Annotated in this window: 15 protein-coding genes and 1 tRNA gene; 10 read left to right on the plus strand and 6 right to left on the minus strand. The window is 70.9% G+C overall.

Annotation, left to right across the window (positions count from 1 at the left end; genetic code table 11):
• Nucleotides 1-623 (minus strand): response regulator (locus AWX74_RS33055; protein WP_207550474.1); only part of this gene is annotated, 623 nt, incomplete at its 3' end.
• Nucleotides 624-962: 339 nt separating this feature from the next.
• Here AWX74_RS33055 and AWX74_RS33060 point away from each other — a divergent pair.
• The 5 genes from AWX74_RS33060 (at nucleotide 963) to AWX74_RS33080 (ending at nucleotide 8,443) form a co-directional block, all read left to right on the plus strand.
• On the plus strand, nucleotides 963-2,549 hold the full coding sequence (locus AWX74_RS33060; RefSeq protein ID WP_091284718.1) for a bifunctional aminoglycoside phosphotransferase/ATP-binding protein: 1,587 nt from the start codon (nucleotides 963-965) through the stop codon (nucleotides 2,547-2,549).
• A 199-nt stretch (nucleotides 2,550-2,748) separates the two neighbouring features.
• Nucleotides 2,749-4,602, plus strand: coding sequence for a GAF domain-containing protein (locus AWX74_RS33065; RefSeq protein ID WP_091284823.1), 1,854 nt, complete (start codon nucleotides 2,749-2,751; stop codon nucleotides 4,600-4,602).
• A 508-nt stretch (nucleotides 4,603-5,110) separates the two neighbouring features.
• A complete protein-coding gene (locus tag AWX74_RS33070; RefSeq protein WP_091284720.1) occupies nucleotides 5,111-6,034 on the plus strand; it encodes a universal stress protein in 924 nt (307 codons plus the stop codon).
• Between the two features lie 110 nt (nucleotides 6,035-6,144).
• Nucleotides 6,145-6,975 carry a polyphosphate kinase 2 gene (gene ppk2 / locus AWX74_RS33075; protein ID WP_091284723.1) on the plus strand — a complete coding sequence of 277 codons (831 nt, stop codon included), beginning with the start codon at nucleotides 6,145-6,147 and terminating at the stop codon, nucleotides 6,973-6,975.
• Nucleotides 6,976-7,135: 160 nt separating this feature from the next.
• Nucleotides 7,136-8,443, plus strand: a complete 1,308-nt coding sequence (locus AWX74_RS33080; protein ID WP_165615895.1) for an FG-GAP repeat domain-containing protein — start codon at nucleotides 7,136-7,138, stop codon at nucleotides 8,441-8,443.
• Nucleotides 8,444-8,505: 62 nt separating this feature from the next.
• Here the strand turns inward: AWX74_RS33080 and AWX74_RS33085 are convergent, their stop codons facing one another.
• Complete coding sequence (locus AWX74_RS33085) at nucleotides 8,506-9,390, minus strand: universal stress protein (protein WP_091284727.1); 885 nt, start codon at nucleotides 9,388-9,390, stop codon at nucleotides 8,506-8,508.
• Between the two features lie 643 nt (nucleotides 9,391-10,033).
• Here AWX74_RS33085 and AWX74_RS33090 point away from each other — a divergent pair.
• From AWX74_RS33090 to AWX74_RS33105, 4 genes are all read left to right on the plus strand, one after another.
• A complete protein-coding gene (locus AWX74_RS33090; RefSeq protein ID WP_054568277.1) occupies nucleotides 10,034-10,693 on the plus strand; it encodes an enoyl-CoA hydratase-related protein in 660 nt (219 codons plus the stop codon).
• A gap of 229 nt (nucleotides 10,694-10,922) precedes the next feature.
• The gene (locus AWX74_RS33095; RefSeq protein WP_091284729.1) at nucleotides 10,923-12,551 is read left to right on the plus strand and encodes a FadR/GntR family transcriptional regulator; all 1,629 of its coding nucleotides are present in this window, start codon (nucleotides 10,923-10,925) and stop codon (nucleotides 12,549-12,551) included.
• 191 nt (nucleotides 12,552-12,742) lie between these two features.
• Entirely contained in the window at nucleotides 12,743-12,931 is a 189-nt protein-coding gene (locus AWX74_RS33100; protein WP_054568275.1) for a ferredoxin, read from the plus strand.
• A gap of 358 nt (nucleotides 12,932-13,289) precedes the next feature.
• Nucleotides 13,290-14,477: a cytochrome P450 gene (locus AWX74_RS33105; RefSeq protein WP_091284825.1), complete on the plus strand. Its 1,188-nt coding sequence runs from the start codon at nucleotides 13,290-13,292 to the stop codon at nucleotides 14,475-14,477.
• 7 nt (nucleotides 14,478-14,484) lie between these two features.
• On the opposite strand, the gene AWX74_RS33110 is transcribed toward AWX74_RS33105, so the two are convergent.
• Complete coding sequence (locus AWX74_RS33110) at nucleotides 14,485-15,558, minus strand: TIGR03617 family F420-dependent LLM class oxidoreductase (protein ID WP_091284731.1); 1,074 nt, start codon at nucleotides 15,556-15,558, stop codon at nucleotides 14,485-14,487.
• A gap of 592 nt (nucleotides 15,559-16,150) precedes the next feature.
• On the opposite strand from AWX74_RS33110, the gene AWX74_RS33115 reads away from it, so the two are divergent.
• Nucleotides 16,151-17,569: a pyridoxal phosphate-dependent decarboxylase family protein gene (locus AWX74_RS33115; RefSeq protein WP_091284732.1), complete on the plus strand. Its 1,419-nt coding sequence runs from the start codon at nucleotides 16,151-16,153 to the stop codon at nucleotides 17,567-17,569.
• Nucleotides 17,570-17,818: 249 nt separating this feature from the next.
• Here AWX74_RS33115 and AWX74_RS33120 read toward each other — a convergent pair whose 3' ends face one another.
• The 3 genes from AWX74_RS33120 to tadA form a co-directional block, all read right to left on the minus strand.
• On the minus strand, nucleotides 17,819-18,463 hold the full coding sequence (locus tag AWX74_RS33120; RefSeq protein ID WP_091284734.1) for an NAD(P)-dependent oxidoreductase: 645 nt from the start codon (nucleotides 18,461-18,463) through the stop codon (nucleotides 17,819-17,821).
• Between the two features lie 545 nt (nucleotides 18,464-19,008).
• A tRNA-Ser gene (locus AWX74_RS33125) sits at nucleotides 19,009-19,095 on the minus strand.
• 193 nt (nucleotides 19,096-19,288) lie between these two features.
• Nucleotides 19,289-19,759 carry a tRNA adenosine(34) deaminase TadA gene (gene tadA, locus AWX74_RS33130; RefSeq protein WP_091284737.1) on the minus strand — a complete coding sequence of 157 codons (471 nt, stop codon included), beginning with the start codon at nucleotides 19,757-19,759 and terminating at the stop codon, nucleotides 19,289-19,291.
• Nucleotides 19,760-19,791 lie beyond the last annotated feature (32 nt).

A 19,791-nucleotide genomic window follows, 5' to 3' on the forward strand; every position in this document is an offset into this window, starting at 1 on the left:
TTCATCAGGTAGACCGCCGCCTGCGTGCGGCTGGCCAGGCCCAGCTTCTCCAGAATGCTCGACACGTAGTTCTTCACGGTCTTCTCCGACAGCCCCAGCCGGGTACCGATCTGCCGGTTCGTCAACCCGTCCGCGATCAGCTGCAGGATCTCCCGCTCCCGCTGGTTCAGCGTCGCCATCGCCGGATCCTCATGCGGCCCGTCCCGCAGCCGCTCCAACACCCGACGCGTCACCGACGGAGCCAGCAACGACTGACCCGACGCCACCGTCCGGATCGCACCCACCAGATCGTTGCCCCGGATCTCCTTCAGCACATACCCCGCCGCACCAGCCATGATCGCGGAGAACAGCGCCTCGTCATCGTCATACGACGTCAGAATCAGACACGCCACCCCCGGCAACGCCGACCGGATCTCCCGACACACATCGATGCCACTGCCATCAGGCAACCGCCCGTCCAGCACCGCCACATGCGGATGCAACGCCGGAATACGCCGCAGCGCCTCCGCCGCCAGCCCGGCCTCACCGACGACCTCGATATCGTCATGCCGGGCGAGCGTCTGACGCAGACCATTCCGCACGATCTCGTGGTCATCGAGAACGAACACCCGGATCTTCTCCATGACCGCGACGATACGGTCTCCGGACCGCCTCGCCAATCGACCTGGATCGCCTGAACGGGTGATGCCGGCGGTTTCCGTACCCGCCCGCGCCGGGAAGCGTACGTCCTGCGGGGTAGTCGGGCAAAGGTGCGGCAAAGGGACCTTTGGCGGGCGATGGTCGGCGCAACGTCACCCGGACGGGGGTGCCGGAACCTCCGGCCGCGGGCAGCGGCGCGGCGGGCGGCAGGTCCGGGAAACGGCCGGTGGGCCCGAAGGTCCCGCCGGTCGCGGGACCTTCGAACGCAGCCTGCCCGACTCCGGCAACCTGCGCGGCGAGGGTGCTGCCGTCAGGGTGGACGTATGGATGTGGCGACAGCGACCCTCACGGCCGGCCTTCCGGTGAGCGCGGAGAGCTCGCGCCCCGTCCGCGACGCAACGACCGCGCCGGGCACACCGACCGCGCCGACCGCGCCGAGCATGCCGGGAGCAGCGGCCGCACCGGCCGCGCTGGTCGAGACGCACACATCCATCCTGATCTTTCTCGGGGACCGGGTCTACAAGGTCAAGAAGTCAGCCGATCTCGGGTTTCTCGACTTCCGCACCCGCCAGGCACGCCTGGCCGCCTGCCAGGCCGAGGTGGACCTCAACCGCCGCCTCGCTCCGGATGTCTACCTCGGTGTCGCGGACGTCCAGGGCCCGGACGGTGCCCTCTGCGACCACATGGTCGTCATGCGGCGCCTGCCCGCCGACCGGAGGCTGTCCACGCTCGTCACCGCCGGTGTCGATGTCACTGACGAACTGCGGGCGACAGCCCGTCTGCTCGCGGCGTTCCACACCCGTTGCGAGACCTCCGCCGAGATCGCGGACGCCGGTTCGTCCGCCACGCTGGGCGGGCTGTGGGAGGAGGGCCTGCGGGGCGTCGAGCCCTACCTGGGCACCGTCCTCGACGGCGCCACCGTTGACGCCATCGGTCGGCTGGCCGCCCGTTTCCTGGCCGGCCGGGAGCCCCTGCTGCGGGAACGGCAGCGCCTCGGGCTGGTCCGCGACGGGCACGGTGACCTGCTCGCCGGTGACATCTACTGCCTTGAGGACGGACCCCGCATCCTGGACTGCCTGGAGTTCGATCAGCGGCTGCGCGTCGGTGACGTCCTCGGTGACATCGGGTTCCTGGCGATGGACCTGGAGAGTCTCGGCCGCCCCGATCTCGCCGCGTTCCTCCTGGCCCACTATCGCCAGTACGCGGCCGAGAGCCATCCCCGCTCGCTGGCCGACCTCTACATCGCCTACCGGGCGTTCGTCCGTTGCAAGGTCGCCTGCACCAGATACGCGCAGGGCGTGGAGTCCGCCGCCGCCGAGGCGCGGGCACTGGCGGCGCTGGCCCTGTCACATCTGCGTCAGGGGCGGGTGCGGCTCGTCCTGGTCGGCGGCGTGCCCGGGTCGGGCCGCGGTGCGCTGGCCGCCGGCCTCGCCGACGCCGAGGAATGGACGCTGCTGCGTGCGGAGGACATCGGTCTGGTCCACGGGCCCGGCTACGATCTCGCCGGCACTGATCCCACCGGCGCCGAGGCCGCCGGCCGTGACGCCGCCGGCCGTGACGCGACCGATGTGGAGGCCGGCTACGACGAGCTGTTTCGGCGGGCACGCGTCGCACTCGAACGCGGTGAGAGCGTGGTCATCGACGCGGCCTGGGAGCGCCGCGCCGACCGTGACCGCGCTGCCGAGCTCGCGCGGGTGACCGCCGCCGACCTCGTCCAGCTCAGAACGGCGCGCGGCGGGTCCGGCAGCTCCGCGGGGGGTGGCCTGCGGTGGGAGCGGACGCCCGGACCGGTGCGCAGGATGGCCGCGGCCAGCTCGGAACATCCGGATCCCTGGCCGGAGGCGACGACCCTGCCCCAGGGCGCCGGGCCCGACGCCCTGCTTCGAGCGGCGCGGCGTGCCGCGGGATGAGCCGGTGGCCGGGGAATCGGCATCATCCGGGCGTGGTCTCGCGTATCTTCCTCGCGTGGCGGCGAGATCCCAGTCCTCAGCCTCCCAGCCCCCGGGCGCGCGCCCCTCGGCTCCAGGGCCCGCCGGCGCGCGGCCCGTGGCCGCCCCAGGCGCGCAGCCCGTGGCCGCACAGCCGGCGATGCCGCCGGGTGACGGGCTGATGTTCCCCACGGTGGCCAGGCTGGAGCTCGACGACCTGCTCAGCCAGCTCGTCGAACGTGCCCAGGATGTGCTGGCCACCCAGAGCCGGCTGCGTGGTCTGCTCCAGGCCAACCGGGCCATCGTCACCGACCTGCGGCTGCCTGTGCTGCTGCGCAGCATCGTCGAGGCCGCCACCGTCCTGCTCGGCGCCCGCTATGGTGCCCTCGGTGTCGTCGCGCCGGACCGAACGCTGGAGGAGTTCGTCCACGTCGGCCTGGACGAGTCCGAGGTGCGCACGATCGGGGACCTGCCCTCCGGGCACGGCCTGCTGGGCCTGCTCATCGACGACCCGCGCCCGCGGCGCGTCGCCGACATCTCCCGGGACCCGGGCTCGCAGGGCTTTCCGCCGGGCCATCCACCGATGAGGTCCTTCCTCGGCGTACCGATCATGGTGCGAGGGGAGGTCTTCGGCAATCTGTACCTGACCGACAAACATGACGGTGTTCCGTTCACCGCTGAGGACGAGGAGCTCGCGCTCGCGCTCGCCGCGAACGCCGGTGTGGCGATCGCGAACGCCCGGCTCTACCACGAGTCGCAGCAGCGGCACCGCTGGATGGCCGCCTCCGCGGAGGTCACGCGCCTGCTGATGGCCGGCGCCGACGACGCGCTCACCGCGCTCGCCGCCCGGGTGCAGGTCGTCGCCGACGCCACCTTCGTCGCGCTCGTGCTGCACTCCGATGCGGATACGGACGACCAGGACAACCGGGATGACCGGGACGGCCGGGGTGGGCGCGGCGATCAGGGCGAAATCCGTAAAAAGGGTGAGAGTGATCACGAAAAGGGCGCGGCCGGCTACGCCCGGGTCGCCGCCGTGGTCTCGGGCTCGGTGGTCTCGGGCTCGGTGATCTCAGGCTCCGGGGTCTCGGATTCCGTGGCCCCGGATTCCGCGGGCGCGGGCGCGGCGCAGGGCGCGAAGGTCGGTCACCTCGTCCCGCTGGGACGGACCCTGACCGGCCGTGTCATCGCCGAGCGGCAGGCGCTGCGGGTCGATGACGCGGAGCTCGACGCGCTTCCCGAGGAGCGCGCCGCGAGCACCGGGCCGCTCATGGTCGTCCCGCTCGTCGCCGGCACCGACCAGTGCGGCGGGGCGCTGCTCATCGGCCGCGACCGCGGAGACCACGGATTCACGGACAGTGACCTGGACATGGCCTCCAGTTTCGCCGGGCACGTCGCCGTCGCGCTCGAACTGGCCCGCGCCAAGATGGATCAGGAGCATCTTCGCGTTCTCGCCGACCGCGGCCGAATCGCCCGGGACCTGCACGATCACGTCATCCAGCGCATGTTCGCCGTCGCGCTCGGAATGCAGGATCTCGCCCAGTACGAGAATCCGTCGAACGCGAAACGGATCAACGGGTACGTCGAGGACATCGACGCCACCATCAAGGACATCCGTCGCACCATTTTCGAGCTGCGAGGCAGGAGTGCCGTCCGGCGCGACCGCCTCCAGGCCGCTCTTGACAAGATCGCGGAGGATGTCCGGCCGGCGCTCGGGTTCGCGCCGACCGTGGCCCTCGCCGGCCCGCTGGACACCGTCGTCGACGACCAGCTCACCGACCAGCTGCTCGCCGTGGCGCGGGAGGCCCTTACCAACGTGGCGCGCCACGCCCACGCGACCAGGGTGGAGCTGCGGCTCGCCGTGGACGGGGGGAACGTCACCCTCGACGCCGTCGATGACGGCGTCGGCATCGGTGACACCGTCCGCCGCAGCGGTCTGGACAACCTGCGGGCCCGGGCCGAGAACCTGGGTGGCACCTTCGCCGTGGCGACACCGCCCGCCGGTGGAACCCATCTGCGCTGGACGGCTCCGCTTTAGCCGCCGACGCCGGCGCCGGGATGGATCATGATCCGCCGCCCCTCCGACTTCAGCTGCCGCCACTGCTCCTGAGCAAGAAATGAGGATTCTGGCTGCTGCAACCGCCGAAATTCGCACTTCTTGCGGATTATCAAGCGACTCTGCCGCCCTGTTTGCCGCAATTGGCATGAATTGCCGGCGCTGTGTGGCGGCGCGGAATCCCCGCCGGCCCGGCCCTGCGGTGGGTGGACACGGGTCACCAGCGAGATCGGCCACTGGGTGGGGTCCGCCGCTGGTGGGGTCCGCCGCTGGTGGGGTCCGCCGCTGGTGGGCCGCCGGCGTGGGAGGGCGACGGCCATCTGACGCGTCCTTCCTGTCCGATCAGGTGCGGGCGCGCCGGGACCATGGTCCCGCTACCGGCATGTCCGACGAACCGCACACGGGCAGTCCGACGACAGATGCGCCGTTCCGGCCATGATGCGAAATTTGAACTGTCAATTTCGCCTCAGCAACAAAAAGGTGGCCGGAAATGGACAGAACAATTCTTGTCGGTGTGGACGGATCCACCGGCTCCGAAGAAGCTCTGCGCTGGGCTTTCCGTGAGGCGCGGCTGCGCCGCCGGCCGGTGACCGCACTGCTGGCCTGGGGCACGGACGGATTACCGCGGGAGCTGCACCGCCGGGCCGGCCGGGCCGACCACGCCGAGCTCGAGGCCTCGGCCGTCGCGGCGCTGGACCAGGCCATCGAACGCGCCGACGCCAATGGCGTCGAGGTGCATCCGATGCTGGTCGAGGCGGCACCCGCGGTCGCGCTGGAGGAGAACGCACCAGGCGCCGAGATGATCGTCGTCGGATCGCACGGCCACGGGCCCATCACCCGGGTCCTGGCGGGCTCGGTGGCGCAGACCGTCGTCAACCACGTCCAGGTCCCCGTGGTCGTCGTCAGGGGACGAACCACGCAGCGTCCGAACGGCCAGCGTCCGAACGGCCAGCGCCCTGACAGCGAGCGGCCCGACAGCCAGCGCAGGCCGGTCGTGGTCGGCGTCGACGGTTCGGGGAACTCCGTGGGCGCGCTGCGCTGGGCCGCCCAGGCAGCGGCCCTGCGGCGGGCGCCCCTGCGGGTCGTGTTCGCGCTCGGCCGCACGGATCCGCTGTACCCGGAGCTGATGATCAGCGGGCAGGTGGACCTGCTGCGACGGGCCCAGGCGATGCTGGAGGAGACGGTGGGCAAGGGGCTTGCCAGCGCCGCGGAGGTGGCGGTCGACACCGTTGTCGCCCCGGACGCGCCCAGCGTCGCCCTGCTGCACGAGGCGGAGCTCGCGCAGCTGCTCGTCGTCGGGCGCCGCGGCCACGGCGGCTTCGCGGATCTGCTGCTCGGTTCGGTCAGCCATCAGTGCCTGCTGCACGCGGCATGCCCGGTGGCCGTCGTTCACGACGAGGCCGCAGGAGGCTGAGCGCTGGACCGTGAGTCCGTCAGGTGGAAGTCTTGGTCGCCCTGTGTGATCTTGTCGGTAGCCGGAAGGGCTCACCGACGGCGGACGTCCACCGAAACTGGAGGCGCACTGTGCCTGACCGGCCGGAGGCGGCCCCGGAGGCCGTCGACACCGCACCTGCCCGGCTGTCCAAGGCCGCGTACGAGAAGGAGCTCGTCCGGCTGCAGACCGAGCTGGTGCGGATGCAGGAGTGGCTCGTCGTCACCGGCGGCCGCCTCGTGGTTGTGATGGAGGGCCGGGACACCTCCGGCAAGGGCGGGACCATCAAGCGGCTGACCGAGCGGCTCAACCCACGGCACTACCGGGTGGTCGCCCTGGGCACGCCGACCGAGCGGGAACGGTCCCAGTGGTACTTCCAGCGCTACATCACCCATCTGCCGTCGGCCGGGGAGATCGTCTTCTTCGATCGAAGCTGGTACAACCGGGCCGGGGTGGAACGGGTCATGGGTTTCTGTACGGACGAGGAATACGACGAGTTCCTGCGGACCTGCCCGCAGCTCGAACGCGCGTTGGTCCGTTCGGGAATCACCCTGGTCAAGTACTGGCTGTCGTTGAGCGACGAGGAACAGGAGCGCCGCTTCACCGACCGGATCCGGAATCCGGAGAAGCGGTGGAAACTCTCCGATCTCGACCTGCAGGCCCGCGCCCACTGGGTCGACTACGCCGAGGCCAAGGACGAGATGTTCGCGTACACGGACATCCGGCAGGCGCCCTGGTATGTGGTCGACGCGGACGACAAGCGCAGCGCGCGGCTGAACCTCATCAGCCATCTGCTGTCGATGGTCCCGTACGAGCCGGTCCACCACCCCGAGGTGAAGCTGCCGCACCGCCAGCAGCGTGCCTACAAGCGCCCGCCGATCGACAGCCAGACCTGGGTCCCGCGCCGGTACGTCGTCGACTGATCCCCTGATAGCCGCCGTCGAGGGGGCATGCGCGGCGTCGGGGTGTCGCTGCGGTTGTTCGGCGAAGCCATCGGTCACTATCTGCGCATCAGTGGATGCGAAGGGTGTCATCCCTGGGGCTGTGTCGGGCCCGTCGGCACAGGTAGGGATGCGGGGACGGATGAGACTGTGGTCCGCGGGCCGGCGATCCGCCGCCGGGCTGGTCATGACGGCGACGCTCGCGGCGCCGGTCAGTGCCGCCCCGCCGGCCCAGGCAGCCCAGCCCGACCCGCCCGCCTCGTCCCCAGGCACGCCGCACAGCGGGCTGTTCGCGCTGCCGGAGTACTACCTCAGCGGGCACGGGCCGGTGTCGGTGGCCGCGGGGGACCTCACCGGTGATGGCCGGCAGAGCCTCGCCGCCGTCAACATCGCCGACGGCACGGTGTCGGTGCTGCTGGGCCGTGGGGACGGAACCTTCGGCCCGCCGGTGCCCTACCCGGCAGGGTCCGGTCCGTCCGACGTGTCGATCGAGGATCTGCGGGGCATCGGCGTTCTCGATGTGATCGTCGCTGATTCGTCCAGCGGCCTGGTTTCGGTGCTGCTGGGAAACGGGGACGGAACCCTCGGCCTGCCGGTGCCCTACCCGGCCGGGCCCGGTCCGTCCTCGCTGTCGGTGGACGATTTCAACGGCGACAGCATTCCTGACGTGGCCGTCGCGGACCAGTACAGCGGCACGGTGTCGGTGCTGCTGGGCCGGGGCGACGGGACTTTCGGCCCACCGGTGCCGCAGCTGGCCGGGTCGGCGCCGTCGTCGTTGGATTCCGGTGACTTCAACGGGGACGGGATCACCGACATCGCCGTCGTGAACCTCGGCGACGCCACCGTGTCGGTGCTGCTGGGCAACGGTGACGGCACCTTGCAGCCACCGCGGCCGTATCTCACCGGCCCGGGCCCGACGGATCTGGCGGCGGCCGTCCTGCGTGACGCGGGCGACGACCAGGGCGACGACGAGGGCAGGGGCGGCACAGGCAGAGGCAAGGTCAGCGGCGGCGACGCCGGCAACCTGGATCTGATCGTCGCCAATGCCGGTGACGGCACGGTGTCGGTGCTGCTGGGAAACGGTGACGGCACGTTCCAGCCGGCGCGGCCGTACCTGTCCGGCCCGGGGCCGTCGGCGGTGGACACGGGTGACTTCTCGGGCGACGGCATCGCCGATGTGGCGGTCGGCAACGCCTCGGACTCGACGCTGTCGATCCTGCTCGGCAACGGCGACGGCACCCTCGGACCACCACTGCTCCACCTCGCCGGCCCGGGCCCGTCCACGGTGGAGGTGGACGACCTTCGCGGTGACGGCCATTCCGATGTGATCGTTGCCAACGGGCGTGGCAGCACGGTGACGGTGCTGCTGGGGACTGTGGCCGCAGGTGCCGCGGGCGGCGGCGGCGGGGGTGGGGGCGGGGCTGCCGGCGACGTCCGGGACTCGTGCTAGGGCGTCACCGGCAGGGTGTGCATCCGGCCGGGGGCGCCTTGGACAGGGCGCCCTCGCCCGTCTCAGGCGTGGATGACCGCCACCGGGCAGGCCGCGTGCAGCACGCACTGGTGCGCGGTGGAGCCGAGCACCAGCTCGGAGAACCCGCCGCGCCCCCGCGTACCGACGACCAGCAGCTGGGCCTGCTCGGCGGCCTGCAGGAGCGCGTGTGACGCGGAGTCGTCGACGGCCTCCAGGCTGACCTGGACGGCGCTCTCGTCATCGAGATCGGCCGTTGCCACGTCCTTGAGGAGCTGCTCGGACCCGGTTCGCAGCGATGGGTAGAAATCGGGCACGGGCACGCCGAAGGTCGTGATGTCGATGCGGTAGCCATTCACGAGGTGCAGGGCGACACCCCGCTCCTGCGCCCGCGCGGCGGCCCAGCGCACCGCCGCCTGGGACGGCTCGGAACCGTCGACGCCGACGATGATCGGCCTGCGGTCGGGTGCGTTACCGGTGTCCGGCGGTGTGCCGCGGACCACGACGACAGGGCCGGACGAATGATGCAGGAGCCGGTGGGCGACGGAGCCGGCCAGGATGCGGTGGACCAGCCCGGCGCCGCGCTGCCCGACCACGGTCATCTCGGCGTTCTTGGCCGCCGAGACGAGGGCTTCCACCGGGTCCTGGTTCACGACGAGCTTTCGCACCTCGACCGGGGGGACCGGGGCGGGTATCCGGGCGATCGTCCGCTCGAGCTGTTCGGTGGCCGCCTCGGTGAGAGCGTGGTGGTTCGCCGCGACCGCGGCCTCGTAGACGGACCGTGGCAGACCGTCGGCGGTCCACCCCAGCAGTGCGGTGACCGGCCGCTTCTCGATCTGGGCCGTCTCGTAGGCCCAGCGCAGTGCGGCCGCCGAACCATCGGAGCCGTCGATGCCGACCAGGATCTCGCGGCGGTGTTCGGTGCTCACCGTGGTCCTCCTCCATCCATCCTGCGTGCGCTGCCCCATCCGGCGTGCGCTGCGCACCCGTCCGGGCGGGCCGGAAGGTGCTGGTGCCAGCCTGCGACGTGGGGGCGTGATGGGGAAACCGACGAAGGGTGATCGCGGTGGCAGTCCTTCGACCCCCGCATCCAGTCCTTCGGCCTACGGGGCTGACGGCCATGGCCGCGCGTCGCCGTGCAGCGCCAGCAATTCGCGCTAATAGCGGCAAATGGGGCGCGGAGTCGCCTGGCGGTCCGCAAGAAGTGAGGATCCCGGTTGTGTTAGCAGCCAAAATCCTCACTCCTTGCGTGGCAGCAGCGGCGGCAGCGGTGGCGGCGGCATCAGCGGTGGCGGTGGCGACGGCAGCCCGAAGCTCGGGATTCCCTGACGGGCTCGCTGGCGCTGGCAACCAGGATCCTCAGGCTTTGCCTGGAAGCAGCCTGCGAGGTGAGGTGGGTGATGGGCCTCGACGCGCTTCCCCTGGTATGCGGCGACGAGTACATACGCTGCTCGTAAGTGGCACTATCCAGCACTCTTATGTAACGGCATTGTGGGGCCGAACGGGCTGGGGGTGTCTCGGCCGGCTCCGCCGCTCTGACGATCTCCCCGCACGGAAGGCCGAGGACCGCACATGCCCACTCTGGAGCGCCACGGCGACGTCGCCGTTCTCGATCTCGGTGACGGGGAGAACCGGTTCCATCCCGACTGGATCAGCTCCGTCAACGCCGCCCTGGACGAGCTGGAGAAGGCCGACGGGCCCCGGGCGCTCGTGACCACCGCGACGGGCCGGTTCTACTCGAACGGCCTTGATCTGGACTGGCTGTTCGCGCACGCCGAGCAACACCAGGACTACGTCGACTCCGTGCACCGGCTCCTCGCGCGGATGCTGACCCTGCCCCTGGTCACGGTCGCCGCGCTCCAGGGCCACGTGTTCGCCGCCGGCGCGATGTTCTCGCTGGCGCACGACTTCCGGGTGATGCGCGCCGACCGTGGCTTCTGGTGCCTGCCCGAGGCCGACATCCACATTCCGTTCACCGAGGGCATGTCCGCGCTCATCCAGTCCCGGTTGACGCCGCAGACGGCGCACGAGGCGATGGTCACCGCCCGTCGCTACGGCGGGACGGCCGCGGCCACGGCCGGCATCGTCGACCAGGCAGTGGACGAGGACGCGGTGCGGTCGACGGCCGTCGAGATCGCCGAGGCACAGGCCGGCAAGGCCGGGGACACCCTGGGCACGATCAAGGCCCGCATGTACGCGGCCGTGGTGGCCGCGCTACATGGCCACGGCTGAGTGCCGGTCCACGGCTGAGTGCCGGTCCACGGCCGAGCGCCGGTCCAGAGTCCAGCAGCGGCCCAGGTTCCAGCGCCGGTCCGGGGCTTGGCGCTGGCCGGGAACCGCTTGCCGGCGGGCATGGTTCCAAGCCTCCGCAGCGCGTCACGGGGCGTGGGAGGATGCGGGAGGCTTAGGAGAAACGGATGCTGGTCTTGGTTTCAGCGTCGCTGACGGGCGGCGAGCGTTCTTGACGGACGAAGCGGGCGTGGCCAGCGGCCACGACGAGCGAGCAGCCGTTTTCCGGGTGTCGGCCCGTCGGCCACCCCTCAAGATCGCGCAGATCCTCGCGGCGGACCTGCGTCGCCAGATCCTCGGCGGCGAGCTCGTCGTGGACCAGCAGCTGCCGCGCGAGGCCGAGCTCACCGCGGCCTTCGAGGTGTCCCGGGAGACGCTGCGCGAAGCACTGCGGATCCTGGAGTCGCAGTCGCTGCTGGAGGTCCGGCGCGGGCGGGGCGGTGGCGCGGTCATCCGCCGGCCCGGCCTGGCCGCGGTCAGCCGGTACGTGGCGCTGCTGCTGCAGCTGCGGCGCACGACGCTGGCCCATCTCGAAGAGGCCCGCCTGGTCATCGAGCCGCATGCCGCCGAGCAGCTGGCGCTGCGCTGCGGTCAGGAAGGGCTCGACCACGTCGCGGCCCTGCACGAGAACACCCGAGCGGCCGAAGGTGATCCACTCGCCTTCGCCACCGCGGTCGCGGCGTTCGACCAGGCCGTCACCGACCTGGCCGGCAACCGTTCAATCGCGGTGTTCACCGGCGTGCTGCGCGACATCTACGCAGGTCAGGTCTACGCCGTGGTCGGTACCCCCGACCTGGCGTCGGCCGAGCGGGCGGCCCGCCGCGTCGTCGCCAGCCAGGGCGAGCTGCTGCGGGCCGTGCGTGCTCGCGACGGTGCCCGCGCCAGCCAGGCCTGGAGCGACTATCTGGTCAGCACCAGCCGACTCCAGGTGAGCCGCAGCCGCAGCCGGCAGGTGATCGACGTCGTCCCGCTGTGGCGGGCCCAAAGCGGCTCGGTGGGCAGCGGCGGTTCGGTGGGCGGCGGCGGTTCGATGGGCAGCGGGCCACCACAGCGGATGGCCATGGCCGTCGCGACCGAGATCAGGGCGCGGATCGCCGAGGGCCGTCTCGCCGACGGTGCCCGGCTGTCCTCGCTGGCCGACCTCGCCAAGGAGTTCGGCATCTCCCGTCCCACGCTGCGGGAGGCGTTGCGAATCCTGGAGACCGAGTGCCTGATCGAGCTGCGGACGGGGGACCGTTCCGGCCCGCGGATCCGTCATCCCTCGACGAAGGTCGCGGCCCAGCTGGCGGGAACGGCGCTGGAGGCCCGGCAGACGACGCTCGCCGACTTCTTCCGCGCGATGACGGTCATCGAGCCGGCGATGATGGAGCTCGCCGCGTCGAGGATCGACCAGGAGTCACTGGCCACGCTGTGCACCCTGCGGGACGAGCTGGGCAGCTGCACCCGGGACATGCCCCGGTTCGCCGACATCTGGGGCCGGGGCAGCGCGCTTGCCTTCACCGCGACCGGTAATCCCGCGCTCACCGTGATCGCGGAGATCCTCCAGTGGGTGCGCCTCGGCACCGGGGCGGCGCTCACCACCGGGGTTGACGAGATCTGGGTGGCGACCGCGCAGGACAACGTCCGGCTGTTCGAGGAGGTGGTCGCGGCGCTGGTGGCGGGCGACCCGGCCCGGAGCCGGGCGGCCTGGGCCGCGTGTCTGGAGACCAACGCGCCGTTCATCGAATCGTCCGAGCTCGCGCGGCGCCGGATGACCAGCGAGCCCTTTCCGTCGCCGGCTCCGACTGGCGTCGTCCGGTGACCGTGCGGCGTGAGACGGAAAGGGCTCAGTTGAGCTCTTCCCGTCGTCGGCTCCGACCGGTGGTGTCGCGTGACAGTGCACTGTGAGATGGAGAAGCTCAGTTGGTTCGACTGGCCGACGCGGCGTGCCGGCCCACGCCATGCGCCGGCTGGGTAACGACATGACGACATAACGAGATGGGAGATACAGCCATGAAGGTGTCGATCGATCACGACCTCTGCCAGGGGCACGCCCGCTGTTGGGATATCTGCCCCGAGGTGTTCGAGCTTGACGAGCAGGGCCATGGCTTAGTGGCGGTGCCGGAGGTTCCCCCGGCTCATGAGGCCAAGGCTCGCGAGGCTGCGGAGAACTGCCCGGAGCGCGCGATCACGGTCAGCTGACCGTCTCAGCTGACTTCTCTGCCGGGCGGCGCCGGGTGACCTCTGTACCCCGGACCGCCCGGCGGCCGGTCACTCTGGACCGCCCGGCGGCCGGTCACGCAGGTCAGGCCGGCCAGGCCGGCCAGGCCGGCCAGGCCGGTGTTGCGCCGGCTGGCTGGCCCAGATGCCCAATCAGGCGACCGACGGTCGCATTTGCTTGCTCGTCGAGTGGTGTGCGCGTCAATCTGCTAGGAGAGGTTGACGAATCAGCGCACAGGCGCATGTCGGCATCCGACGGGTGCGGGAGTGCTGACGCGGCGACCGGACTGGCTGTCCGCTCGGGCTGGAAGGCGCGGGCATGGCGAGGGAAGGGCTGACCGTGACGGACGACCTGTACTGGGACCCCTTTGACAAGATCGTCGATGTCGACCCCTACCCCGTGTGGCGGCGGATGCGGGACGAGGCCCCGGTCTACCGCAACGACAAGCTGGACTTCTACGCCCTCTCGCGGCACTCCGACGTCGACGAGGCCCACGTCGATCCCGCGACCTACAGCTCGGCGTACGGCACGGTCCTCGAGCTCATGGGGCCGGAGCCACTGAGCACCGGGCAGATCATCTTCATGGACCCGCCGGCGCACACCCTGCTGCGCGCGCTGGTCTCCCGTGCGTTCACCCCACGGCGGGTCGCCGCCCTGGAAGGCCACATCCGCCAGCTCTGCGCGGAGCTCCTCGACCGGCAGGTCGGCGGCGGTGGGTTCGACTATGTGCAGGACTTCGCCGCGCTGCTGCCCTCGATGGTGATCTCCCAGCTGATCGGGGTCAACCCGGAGGACCGGGAGGAGATCCGGCAGACCATCGACCAGACCTTCCACATCGAGGACGGCAAGGGGATGATCAACGACATCTCCTTCGCCGCCCAGATCAAGCTGCACACCTACTTCTCCGAGCAGATCGAGGCCCGGCGCCGGGAGCCGCGCGACGACATGATGACCGGCCTCGCCCAGGCCGAGATCACCACGGCGGAGGGGACCCGTAGGCTGACCACCACGGAGGCGACCGACTTCACCAACCTCCTCGTCGCCGCCGGGACGGAGACCGTCGCCCGGCTGCTCGGCTGGGCCTGCGACCTGCTGGAGTCGCATCCCGACCAGCGCGCCGATCTCGCCGCCGACCCGTCCGGACTGGCGAACGCCGTGGAGGAGACGCTGCGCTACGAGGCACCGTCGCCGGTGCAGGGCCGCACAACCACCCGGGACGTCGTCCTGCACGGCATCGAGATTCCGGCCCGGTCGCGGATCCTGCTCCTCACCGCCTCGGCGGGCCGGGACGAACGCAAGTACCCCGACGCCGACCGCTACGACGTCCGGCGCCGCTTCGACAGCCATGTCTCGTTCGGCCACGGTCCGCACTTCTGCCTGGGCGCCGCGCTGGCCCGGATGGAGGGGCGGATCGCGCTGGAGGAGACGCTGCGCCGCTTCCCGAGCTGGGAGGTCGACCGGGACCGCGCGGTGCGCCTGCACACCAGCACCGTGCGCGGCTACGAGAAGCTGCCCGTCATCGTCTGACCGCCGCCTAGCGGGCGGCTGCGGCTTCGGGCTCGGCTGCGGCTTCGGGCGCCGGGCCGGGTGCGGGGGAGTAGGGCGTGACAGCGCGGATCGCGTCGAGCGTCTCCCGCACCCGCTCCGGGCCGAAGGATGCCGGCGGAGTGAAGGCCACCCTGGTCACCAGCCCGCCCAGACGTTCGGCCAGCCGGCGGGGAAGCTCCTCGGGCGTGGTCACCAGGCCAAACGCGTCGACGACCTGGTCGTCGATCAGCCCGGCCATCTCCACCCATCGGTTCTGCTTCGAGAGCACGGTGAGCTCGGTACCGAGGTCACCCCAGCCGTGCAGCTCCATCAACGGCCGGTAGGCCGGCGTCGACCCGTAGAAGGCGATCTGGGAGCGCATTCTCTGCACGCCCTCGGTTATCTCCTGGTCGGTTCCGGTCGCCACGAAGCCGCCCGCGACGATCTCGAACCCGTCGAGTGTGCGGCCGGTGAGCTGGCGACCCCGCTCCAGCGCCGGAATCGTGTGCTCGCGGATCCACCGTGGGCTGGTGAACCAGTGGCACAGAAATCCGTCCGCCACTTCACCGGCGACCTGGGTCATGGCATCCCCGACCCCGGCGAGGAAAACCGGCGGCGGCCCGAACGGGTGCGGTGGTGACACGAAGGCCGGCGGCATCAGCGTGTGCCGGTAGTACTCACCTTCGAACCTGAGCCCAGTGCCGTCGGCCCAGCACGACCAGATCGCCCGCATAGCCAGGACGAATTCCCGCATCTGCGGCGCGGGCCGCCCCCAGGGCATGGAGAAGCGCCGGGTGATGTGCGCCCGCACCTGCGAGCCGAGGCCAAGCCGCAGCCGCCCGCCGGAAAAGCGGTGCAGATCGTTCGCGGTATAGGCGAGTGACATTGGAGAACGCGCCAGGGCGACCGTGATCGACGTTCCCAGCTCCACCCTGGACGTCGTCTGGGCGGCGAGGGTGAGCGGCAGAAAAGGGTCCTGGTTGACCTCGCCGGCCCAGATTCCGTCATAGCCCGCGTCCTCGGCGGAACCGGCCCGCGCCACGGCGTCCGCCAGCCCACCGAGAGTGCCGTCGACCTTCACTCGCCGCCCCCTTCAACGCCGCCACGACACATCCCGAACCTGCCGCCGGCGCAGGTCAGAGCATCCGGCGGCCCGTCGGTGCCTGGCGGTCGCCCGGAGTCGACGGTGGAGAAAACGTAACAGTCGGCCCAGCCCGGGGCATCCGACCGGCCCAGCGCGCGGGGTTCCTGAACCGGTCACCGACGGCTTCGGTTGCGGTGGCCGTCGACCTGTGGTCGTCGGAGTGGAGATCTCATCGTGGAACGGTGCAGGGCCACGCAACAAAGCCCGTTCCGGGACAACACTTCTTCACTTCCGCGCGGCGTGTCGAGTGTGGCCTCCGCGTTCGGTATGTTGGCGGCTGAACGCGGTGATCGCCGGCTGGGAGCCGGCGATCACCAAGCCCTCATCGTGGAGGTTTCGCATGAAGCGCGCAGGTCTGATCGTCGCGATCCTCGCCCTTGTCGGTGGCGGATTCCTGGTGCGGCGCCAGCGCGGCAGGTAAACGCCTGCCGGCGGGGACTCGCAGCCGGGCCCACCGCTTGATCTCTTCGGCATGACCGGGGCTGCACCTAGACTTCGCCGGGTGCGCCAGCCCGATTCCCCTTCCCCGATGTTCGAAGCGCTCACTCCTGGCCTCGAACAGGCGGTTGTGGATCTCGCGCGGACGCGGATGAGCCTCGACCCGGTACCCCTGGACGGGAGCGCCACACCCACCGAACTGGCGGTACGGGCCGGGCCGACGGTTACCCCGGACGGCATCGGCGGGCCGGCGGCGCTGCGGGTGTTTGACGAGGTTCTGTCCCGGGCCTGCATTTCGGCCGACCATCCACGCAATCTTGCCTTCATCCCCGCCGCGCCGACGCGCGCCTCGATTCTGTTCGATCTGGTGGTCGGCGCCTCGTCCATCTACGGCGGGAGCTGGCTGGAAGGCGCCGGAGCGGTCCACGCCGAGAACGAGGCGCTGCGCTGGCTGTCCGACCTGGTCGGATTTCCGGCGGAGGCGGGCGGCGCGTTCGTGCAGGGCGGCACCATCGGCAACCTCTCGGCGCTGGTCGCCGCGCGGCACACGGCGCGGGCCCGGCGCGCCGCCCGGGGCCTGCCCGCGCCGGCCCGCTGGAGCTTCCTGTGCGGATCCGAGGCGCACTCGTCCCTGCGGCAGGCCGCCGAGGTGATGGACGTCGACCCGGTCTTCGTCGCGGCCGACGGCGACGGACGGCTGACCGGCCAGGCGGTCGCGGCGGCCCTCGGTGCGCTGGGCACCCGGGGCCCGGGCCCGCCGGGCAGCCGGGGCGCAGCCACCGGGACCGGCGGCGACTCCGGGGTGTTCGCCGTCGTCGCCACCGCGGGCAGCACCCAGTTCGGCGTCGTCGACGACATCCGCGGGATCGTCGACGCTGCCCGTCCACACGACCTGTGGGTGCATGTGGACGGCGCCTACGGCCTCGCGGGCGCCGCCGCCCCCTCGACCCGCCATCTCTTCGACGGCGTCGGCGACGCCGACTCGTTCATCGTCGACCCGCACAAATGGCTGTTCGCCCCGTTCGACGCGTGCGCGCTGGTCTACCGCGACCCGGCCGAGGCACGGGCCGCCCACGCCCAACAGGCGGGCTACCTGGAGGTCCTCGACCGCGACAGCCCATGGAACCCGTCCGACTACCAGATCGGGCTCTCCCGGCGGGTACGCGGCCTGCCGTTCTGGTTCTCGCTGGCCACCTACGGCACCCGTGCCTACAGCCGGGCCGTGGAGGGCTGCCTCGCGACCGCCCGGGCGGCGGCGGACCGCATCCGGGAGCTGCCCTATGTGGAGCTGGTGCGCGAGCCGGAGCTTTCGGTCGTCGTGCTGCGTCGGCTGGGATGGTCCGCGGAGGACTACCACCGCTGGACGACGTGGCTGCTCGGCAGCGGGCTGGGCTTCGTCACCCCCACCGTCCACAACGAGGAGACCGTGACCCGATTCGCGATCGTCAATCCCCGCACGACCCCGGACGACATCGACCGGATTCTCGCCACGATGTCCGACGGCCGATGAAGGCCACCGGCCGGTGGCTCCCGCACGTGTGGCAGATCCCGAGCTTCAGGCAGCCGTCTGCCGCCGAACAAGATCTGAGAAATCTGGTCGCCAGTACGACAAAAATCCTCGGATCTTCGGAGGGTAGGCGGGATAACGGGTGAATCCGGGCCGCCAACCAGTCGGGCCGGGCTTCCGGACCGTATGTCCGGAAGCCCGGCCCTGGTTTCTCGCCGGTTATTACCTCAGGCGGTTTTCTGTGCCGTCAGGTCAGTTCCCGACCGTGTACCGCTTGTTGCGGAACCGCGGCTTCTCCACCTCGTCGATGACGGCGAGCGCGAAGTCCTCGAACGAGATTCCGATGTTGCCCTGCGCGTCCACAACCGGGCGGTCGCTGGCGGTGCGGTACGCGTCGCGGCGGCGGCCCGGGCCGAAGTTCCGCGGCGGCGGGGCGATGCTCGACCACTTCACGCTGCCCTTGGCGGCGCGCAGCACGTCGAGCGCGTCGGCCTGGTCCAGAGCTTCCTTGCGCTCGGAGGCGGGGTAGTCCTTCGTGTCGAGAATCCGCTCGCCGTCAGTGTTCTCCAGCAGCCCGCCGCTGGAGACCTGAATGACCGCGGGAGCCTTGTTGCCGAGCTTGCCGGCGACGTCGACGATCGCGCGGGCGGCGTTCGCGTGCTCGGGGCGGGCGGACCCGGTCAGCGCGACGACGACGACGTCCGCGTTCTGCGCCTGCTTCTGAATGACGTCACGGGAGGTGACGTCCCCGGCGACCGCGTTGGCCTGCCGGGAGATTCCGTTCAACGAGTTCTTGTCCTGGTCGACCGCCGTGACCTCGTGGCCGCGCTTGACGGCCTCGGCGACGATGGACTGACCTACCTGACCACCGGCACCGAGTACAACGATCCTTGCCATTCCTGACCTCCGGATTCGGTTACGGAGCCACCGTGGAAAATCGATCCGCTGGATGATGCGCAACAGCGGCATGGTCACGGTTGTTTACCTTGCGCATCGACTATGACACGCTCCGGAGTCGACGCAACTCGAGCCGGTTTAGCGATCGGAACAGGAGATCGGCCCGTGTCGGGTCGCGGAATCCCGATCCGCGGATCCCGTAGATGCCTCTGCGTCCGAGCGGGAAGTGAGGATTTCGGCTGCCAAAACGACCGAAATCCTCACTTATTGTCGGCCGTCAAATGGCCCTGCGTTGCATTTATGCCTATTGGTAGCAATTGCTGGTTCTGTGCGGCGGCGCGGTTTCCGCGGTGGGTCGCCGTGCGGCGGGTTGACACGGAACCCGTGACGGTCTGCCACCGGTTTGACGCCGACCGGTCCGGCGCGTGGTCCAGCGCCTTGGGTCGCTGCTCTGGCAGGGCGACTGAGACTGAAACTGAGACTGGAGCGCGAAACGCCGGGCGGACGTTGATCACGTCCGCCCGGCGGCTGGCCTGTTCCTGGTGCGGTGGAGGTGGGATTTGAACCCACGGAGGGGTTGCCCCCTCACACGCTTTCGAGGCGTGCGCCCTCGGCCACTAGGCGACTCCACCGCGGGTTAGCTTACGCGATGTCGTCCTGGTTCGGTTCACCGGGGTGGGTGAAGCTGCCGGTGCCCTGCCGCCCGGGCCGTCCGCCCGGTTGTGTCTTGTCCGGTCGGTGCTGTCCGGGGCGGCTTCGAACGGCAGCCGCGGCTGGCGTTGCTGCCGGGCAGGACGTTTTGCGCCCCGGGCGGGTGGCCGGGGCTCAGGAGGGCCGGTCCGACCCGTCGCGGGGGCGGCGCTGGGCGCGGCGGCCGTCGAAGAAGGCGGCGAGCTGGTCGGAGCATTCCTGCGCACGGACGCCGGAGATGACCTCGGGGCGGTGGTTCAGCCGCCGGTCGCGGACGACATCCCACAAGGAGCCCACAGCGCCGGCCTTGGGGTCAACCGCGCCGTACACGACGCGGTCGACTCGGGCGAGTACCAGCGCGCCCGCGCACATGGTGCACGGCTCCAGGGTCACGACGAGGGTCGTTCCGCCCAGCCGCCAGGCTCCGAGCTCGGCGGCGGCGTGGCGCAGGGCGATGACCTCGGCGTGCGCGGTGGGGTCGCCGGCGGCCTCGCGGGCGTTGTGCCCGCGGCCGAGGATCCGCCCGTCCGCGGCGACGACGACCGCGCCGACCGGGACGTCCCCGGCCGTCTCGGCCAGCGCCGCCTCGGCCAGCGCGAGCCCCATCAGGTCGTGGTAGACGCCCGGCGCGGACGGCG

Source organism: Parafrankia irregularis (genome assembly GCF_001536285.1).
Taxonomy (GTDB): Bacteria; Actinomycetota; Actinomycetes; order Frankiales; family Frankiaceae; genus Parafrankia; species Parafrankia irregularis.